Consider the following 6,843-nt stretch of genomic DNA (forward strand, 5'->3'; position numbering starts at 1 on the left):
AAATGAAATCAATGTCTTACCCCGTCACCACTTCACCCGCCGGTGGCGTTTCCAGCAGTTCCAGCATAGTACGGGCGATTTCACGCTCGCCCATTACCACCTGATTCGCCCCGCGCTCGGTAATATATGCTACCTCGTCGTCATAATGGGCGCGGGCGATAATCTCAATATCCGGGTTTTTCGCGCGAGCAGACGCCACAATCTCGCCTGCTTCGTAACCATTAGGAATCGTCAGGATCAGCCATTTTGCGCATTCCAGATGCGCTAGTTGCATAATTTCTTCATTCGCCGCGTTGCCCAATACCGCCCGGACCCCGCGCTCGCGCAGCTCATCAACACGGGTTCGTGACGTCTCAATCACCACTAAAGGAATATCAGAGGCGAGCAATTTCTCCCCCAGCAGGCTGCCTACACGACCGTAACCCACCAGTAGCGCATGGTTGCAAATATCCACTGGGATCTGCTTCTCTTCTTCGATTGCCTCTTCCAGCGTCTGCTCTTCCAGTGTTTCGGTCTTCGCCAGATATTTCTCCAGCAGCGCGAACAGCACCGGGTTAAGCATAATCGACAGGATTGCCCCTGCCAGCACCAGGTTCTGCCCGGCCTGCGGCAACAGATCCAGCGCCATCCCCAGCCCCGCCAGGATAAAAGCGAACTCACCAATTTGCGCCAGGCTGGCGGCGATAGTTAATGCCGTACGTTGAGAGTGACCAAACAGTCGCACCAGGAAAAACGCGGCTAATGACTTACCAAACAGAATAATCGCCAGCGTCGCTAGCACCGCCAGTGGTTGTTGAATCAGAATTAACGGATCAAACAGCATTCCGACGGAGACAAAAAACAGCACCGCAAACGCGTCGCGCAATGGCAGCGTATCGTGGGCAGCACGGTGACTCAGTTCAGACTCGTTCAGTACCATCCCGGCGAAGAACGCGCCGAGTGCAAAGGAGACGTCAAACAGTTCCACCGCGCCAAAAGCAATCCCTAACGCCAGCGCCAGCACCGACAGGGTAAACAGCTCGCGGGAACCGGTTGCTGCGCTGCGTGCCATAATCCACGGCACCAGACGGCGACCTACCAGCATCATAATGGCGATAAATGCGATCACCTTGCCGATGGTGATCCCCATATCGACTGCAAGAGTGGCAAAGCCCACATCACCCTGTTCCATCATTCCTGCTACTGCGGGCAGCAATACCAGCGTCAGAACCATGACCAGGTCTTCCACAATCAACCAACCGATGGCGATTTGCCCACGCTGGCTGTCTATTAATTGCCGTTCTTCAAGTGCGCGCAGTAACACCACGGTACTGGCGGTGGAAAGACATAAACCGAACACGATACCGGTCATTAACGACCAGCCCAGCACGGCGGAGAGCGCCATACCCAGCAGCGTCGCCACGGCTATCTGGGCGATCGCGCCGGGAATGGCGATGGCCTTTACCGCCATCAAATCCTTCAGCGAAAAGTGCAAACCGACGCCGAACATCAGCAGAATAACGCCCAGCTCCGCCAGTTCCGGCGCGAGCTTGGTATCGGCAACAAAGCCAGGAGTGAATGGTCCCGCCAGCACACCTGCTAACAGGTATCCCACCAGAGGAGAAATGCGTAGTTTATTGGCCAGCATGCCGAGGATAAAGGCGAGCACAAGGCCGCCAACAATGGTGGTGATAAGCGGGGTGGCGTGATGCATTCCGTCTCCTTTTCCTGGTGGTTATTGTCCATTTTTGGCCGGGAAAACCAAAATTACAGGTAATAGTTTATGACAATTTCATTGATGATGTTTATGAATAATTGTTGAATTTTGCAGAAAAATGGAATTAGCGGCAAAAAAAGCACGGATCGGAAAACAGAAGGCGGTTTAACAGAGGAAAGGCTTATGGCGACTGTAAAACGATGCAGCCAAAGTTTGCCTTTGGCTGCAATGAAATCAGTCTTTATGCCGGTTATCAGGCAGGAATATGGTCAACATCCCCAATAGTGGCAGGAAAGCACAGATTTTATAGACTAACTCGATGCTGGTGTGGTCGGCGATAAGCCCCAGAACTGCCGCTCCCAGACCCCCCATGCCGAAAGCAAAACCGAAAAAGAGTCCAGAAACCATACCGATACGTCCTGGAAGTAGCTCCTGAGCGTAGACCAGAATGGCAGAGAACGCCGAAGCGAGGATAAATCCAATAATCACCGTCAAAACCCCCGTCCAGTGCAGGGTGGCGTAGGGTAAAATCAGCGTAAACGGCGCAACGCCGAGGATAGAGCCCCAAATCACATATTTCCGCCCAATTTTATCCCCCACAGGCCCGCCAATCACCGTACCTGCCGCAACGGCAAACAAGAAGGCAAACAGATGAAGTTGGGCATTCTGGATAGATAATCCGAATTTTTGCATCAGATAAAAGGTGTAATAGCTACTGATGCTCGCCATATAGAAATATTTCGAGAAAATCAGGATTAACAGAATGCTGACCGCCAGTACCACTTTGTTGCGCGGCAGTGGATTGATAATCGTCGCTTTTGGTTTTCCTTTATTCATTCGGTGCTGTGCCGAGTACCAACGGCTGATTTGCGCCAGCACCACGATTGCCAGCAGTGCTGCAAGCACAAACCAGGCCACGTTGCCTTTGCCATAAGGCGCGATAATCACCGCTGCCAGCAAGGGCCCCAGGGAACTGCCAAAGTTGCCGCCGACCTGGAAGATAGATTGCGCCAGACCATGACGGCCACCAGACGCCATTCGGGCCACGCGTGAGGATTCCGGGTGAAAGATCGACGAACCAGTGCCGACCAACGCCGCCGCCAGCAGAACTGCGCCAAAACTGCCCGCCAGCGCCAGCAGCACCAGACCGCTTAAGGTAAAGCACATGCCAATCGGCAACGACCACGGCATCGGATATTTATCCGTCCAGTAGCCGACCACAGGTTGCAATAGTGAAGAGGCGAGCTGGAAGGTGAGGGTTATCATGCCAATTTGCATAAATGTCAGAGAAAATTCTGACTGAAGCAGGGGATAAATCGCCAGAATCAGCGATTGGATCATGTCGTTCAGCAGATGTGAGAGGCTGATAGCACCTAAAATACCAAACGATGTTCGGGCCTTGGTCGTTGACGCAGCAGCGCCAGCCACTGGCTGGGTTTGTTCACTCATTGCCATAGGAAAGTCACTTTTTCAGGGTTGCGATGTAAAGAATGATCTTATTTGTGATTATTACCCGACTAACATACCTGTATGCGCCGCCTGAAGGAAGTCTCAACGCTGAATACAGAATTTCTAATCTGGATGCAGATTTATCTTCACCGGACGCAGACTTGTCTATGATGTCGCGTCATACTATTTTTCAACACGTTGAAATCTGATCAGGGAGAGAAGTATGAAATTATTGCAGCGGGGCGTGGCGTTAGCACTGTTAACCACATTTACACTGGCGAGTGAAACTGCTCTGGCTTATGAGCAGGATAAAACCTACAAAATTACAGTTCTGCATACCAATGATCATCATGGTCATTTCTGGCGTAATGAATATGGCGAATATGGTCTTGCGGCGCAAAAAACGCTGGTGGACGGTATTCGCAAAGAGGTTGCGGCTGAAGGTGGTAGCGTGCTGCTACTTTCCGGTGGCGACATTAATACTGGCGTGCCCGAGTCCGACTTACAGGATGCCGAACCTGATTTTCGCGGTATGAATCTGGTAGGCTATGATGCAATGGCGATCGGTAATCATGAATTTGATAACCCGCTCACCGTATTACGCCAGCAGGAAAAGTGGGCTAAGTTCCCGTTGCTTTCCGCCAATATCTACCAAAAAAGCACTGGTGAGCGCCTGTTTAAACCATGGGCGCTGTTTAAGCGTCAGGATCTGAAAATTGCCGTTATTGGGCTGACAACCGATGACACAGCCAAAATTGGTAACCCGGAATACTTCACTGATATCGAATTTCGTAAGCCCGCTGATGAAGCGAAGCTGGTGATTCAGGAGCTGCAACAGACAGAAAAGCCAGACATTATTATCGCGGCAACCCATATGGGGCATTACGACAATGGTGAGCACGGCTCTAATGCACCGGGCGATGTGGAGATGGCACGCGCGCTGCCTGCCGGATCGCTGGCGATGATCGTCGGAGGTCACTCGCAAGATCCAGTCTGTATGGCGGCAGAAAATAAAAAACAGGTCGATTACGTTCCTGGTACGCCATGCAAACCGGATCAACAAAATGGCATCTGGATTGTACAGGCGCATGAGTGGGGCAAGTACGTGGGTCGGGCCGACTTTGAGTTTCGCAACGGCGAAATGAAAATGGTCAACTACCAGTTGATTCCGGTAAACCTGAAGAAGAAAGTGACCTGGGAAGACGGGAAAAGCGAGCGTGTGCTTTACACCCCTGAAATCGCCGAAAACCAGCAAATGATTTCGCTGTTATCACCGTTCCAGAACAAAGGCAAAGCGCAGCTGGAAGTGAAAATAGGCGAAACCAATGGTCGTCTGGAAGGCGACCGCAGCAAAGTGCGTTTTGTACAGACCAATATGGGGCGGTTGATTCTGGCAGCACAAATGGATCGCACTGGTGCCGACTTTGCGGTGATGAGCGGAGGCGGAATTCGTGATTCTATCGAAGCAGGTGATATCAGCTATAAAAATGTGCTGAAAGTGCAGCCATTCGGCAATGTGGTGGTGTATGCCGACATGACCGGTAAAGAGGTGATTGATTACCTGACCGCCGTCGCACAAATGAAGCCTGATTCTGGTGCCTATCCGCAATTTGCCAACGTTAGCTTTGTGGCGAAAGACGGCAAACTGAACGACCTGAAAATCAAAGGCGAACCGGTCGATCCGGCGAAAACTTACCGTATGGCGACATTAAACTTCAATGCCACTGGCGGTGATGGCTATCCGCGTCTGGATAACAAACCGGGCTATGTGAATACCGGCTTTATTGATGCTGAAGTGCTGAAAGCGTATATCCAGAAAAACTCGCCGCTGGATGTGAGTGTCTATGAACCGAAAGGTGAGGTGAGCTGGCAGTAATCCGAAAGTGCCGGATGTTCGCATCCGGCACAATGCTTAATCGCGACGAGCGATATCAGCAAATTTGGCATCGAGGATCTTCGCCAGGTCGCTTGCCGCCAGTTCGATGTCCAGCCCGCGCTTGCCGCCAGAAACAAAAATAGTGGCAAACTCTTGCGCGGGGGCGTCGATAATCGTCGGCAGGCGTTTTTTCTGCCCCAGTGGGCTAATCCCCCCAACCAGATACCCCGTCGAACGCTGCGCAACCATCGGATCGGCCATCTCAACTTTCTTGGCACCCAACGCCTTTGCTACTTTTTTAAGATCCAGTTGACCGGCGACCGGCGTAACGGCCACGGCAAGGTGCTTCATATCACCGTTCACTGCCACCAGCAGCGTTTTGTAGACCTGATCCGGATTCAAACCTAATTTTTTGACGACTTCATCGCCAAAATTGGTTTCAGCCGGATCGTGCTCGTAGGTGTGGATTTGAAACGAAATCTTGTTTTTTTCGAGTAATTTAACTGCGGGTGTCATGGTAATTTTCCTGCCTTAAACAAAAAAACGAAGCAAGCATACGCCTGATGGCGGTCCAAAAAAAAGAGTCATCTTGCCTAAGAGTATTGGCAGGATGGTGAGATTGAGCGACAATCGAGTTACACCGTCGCTTAAAGTGACGGCATAATAATAAAAAAATGAAATTCCTCTTTGACGGGCCAATAGCGATATTGGCCATTTTTTTAGCGCAACATTTGTGGCAAATTCCCTTCTCCATACAGATGTAGTGCACCGACCGCGACCACATAGCGCCCCGGCGGCATAGCGCGTAATTTGTCCCGCCAGGCGAGATTTCGCTGATGCATCAACACATCGTACAGCGACTGACTGAACGTATTAGGCAGCGTTATTTCATTATTTTGCGGCGGCGTATTCAGCCACCAGCTCATCATTTGTTGCAGCAACCGTGCATTGGTGTGCCAGTGGGTCAGCGTATCGTCCAGCAGCGCCAGTCCTTTGTCAGGGAGTTGGAGCAACATGGCAATCTGGTTTTCTGCCCCTTCCAGTTCAATCACGGGTTTATGTTGTTGCTTCGCCGCCTGCAATAGCTGGTAATCGATACCGTATTCTGCCCGCAGCCCCAGTTTTTGTGCCTGCGTCGCCTGAAGAACCATCGCGATTTGCCACAGCGGTTGGGTAGAAAAGAGCGACGGAGAAATGCCCATCTCCTGGCTAATGTGCTGCAGGTTTTGGAGTTGCTCCTCGCTAATGCGCTCTTCCAGCGCCTCGCAGGCAGGCAAATTGGCAAAAGGCGTATCGCTGGTGGAAACATCCGCCTCGACGATCAGCGCATCGGCGTTTTTGAGCTTTTTGAGCAAACGGGTGGGCAGGGGAGCCATATCGTGGCTGCCCATATGAATACTGCCAATCAGATGAAAATGGCGATTGCCGGGAAGAGAGATATCGATAGCAGGCCAGGTGTAATGATTGCCGCGCAGCGCGGCCCAAAGCGTTTTTACCCGGTACAACAGATCCATACGACCTCCCTTTGTGAAATATCATGCTAGCGCGCGGTGAGGGATGGCGCAAATGGAGTTATGAGGCTTGTTCAGTGGTAGCTTAAATATGATCGAAAAATTGTTTTTGCTTTGAAACGAAAGACTGCACGGGTGTTGGTGGCGTCAAAATCGCCGAGGCGTTCCCTGAAGGCCGGGGCAGCCCACATGGATGTGGGCTGAGGGCGCGTTTTACAGGGACGTTTTACAGGGATAATGAGATGGACGCTCCAGATTTTACGGTATCAAAGTACCAGACTGGATCGTTGCAATACGTCCTGAAAAATTAG

5 protein-coding genes are annotated in these 6,843 nt (G+C 51.5%); 1 reads left to right on the forward strand and 4 read right to left on the reverse strand.

Annotated features, from left to right (window positions below; genetic code table 11):
* Positions 1–16: 16 nt before the first annotated feature.
* Together ybaL and fsr are read right to left on the reverse strand one after the other, a co-directional pair.
* The gene (gene ybaL, locus ATB02_RS01590; RefSeq protein ID WP_000546224.1) at positions 17–1,693 is read right to left on the reverse strand and encodes a YbaL family putative K(+) efflux transporter; all 1,677 of its coding nucleotides are present in this window, start codon (positions 1,691–1,693) and stop codon (positions 17–19) included.
* Between the two features lie 237 nt (positions 1,694–1,930).
* Entirely contained in the window at positions 1,931–3,151 is a 1,221-nt protein-coding gene (gene fsr, locus ATB02_RS01595) for a fosmidomycin MFS transporter (RefSeq protein WP_105270977.1), read from the reverse strand.
* A 217-nt stretch (positions 3,152–3,368) separates the two neighbouring features.
* On the opposite strand from fsr, the gene ushA reads away from it, so the two are divergent.
* Positions 3,369–5,021 (forward strand): bifunctional UDP-sugar hydrolase/5'-nucleotidase, encoded by a 1,653-nt coding sequence (ushA, locus tag ATB02_RS01600; RefSeq protein WP_032183492.1) that lies wholly within the window; start codon positions 3,369–3,371, stop codon positions 5,019–5,021.
* A 36-nt stretch (positions 5,022–5,057) separates the two neighbouring features.
* Here ushA and ybaK read toward each other — a convergent pair whose 3' ends face one another.
* Positions 5,058–5,537 carry a Cys-tRNA(Pro)/Cys-tRNA(Cys) deacylase YbaK gene (gene ybaK / locus ATB02_RS01605; protein WP_000186628.1) on the reverse strand — a complete coding sequence of 160 codons (480 nt, stop codon included), beginning with the start codon at positions 5,535–5,537 and terminating at the stop codon, positions 5,058–5,060.
* 203 nt (positions 5,538–5,740) lie between these two features.
* Complete coding sequence (locus ATB02_RS01615) at positions 5,741–6,535, reverse strand: TraB/GumN family protein (protein WP_096880457.1); 795 nt, start codon at positions 6,533–6,535, stop codon at positions 5,741–5,743.
* Positions 6,536–6,843: the final 308 nt, after the last annotated feature.

It is taken from the genome of Escherichia sp. MOD1-EC5189 (assembly GCF_002966045.1).
GTDB lineage: Bacteria > Pseudomonadota > Gammaproteobacteria > Enterobacterales > Enterobacteriaceae > Escherichia > Escherichia coli_F.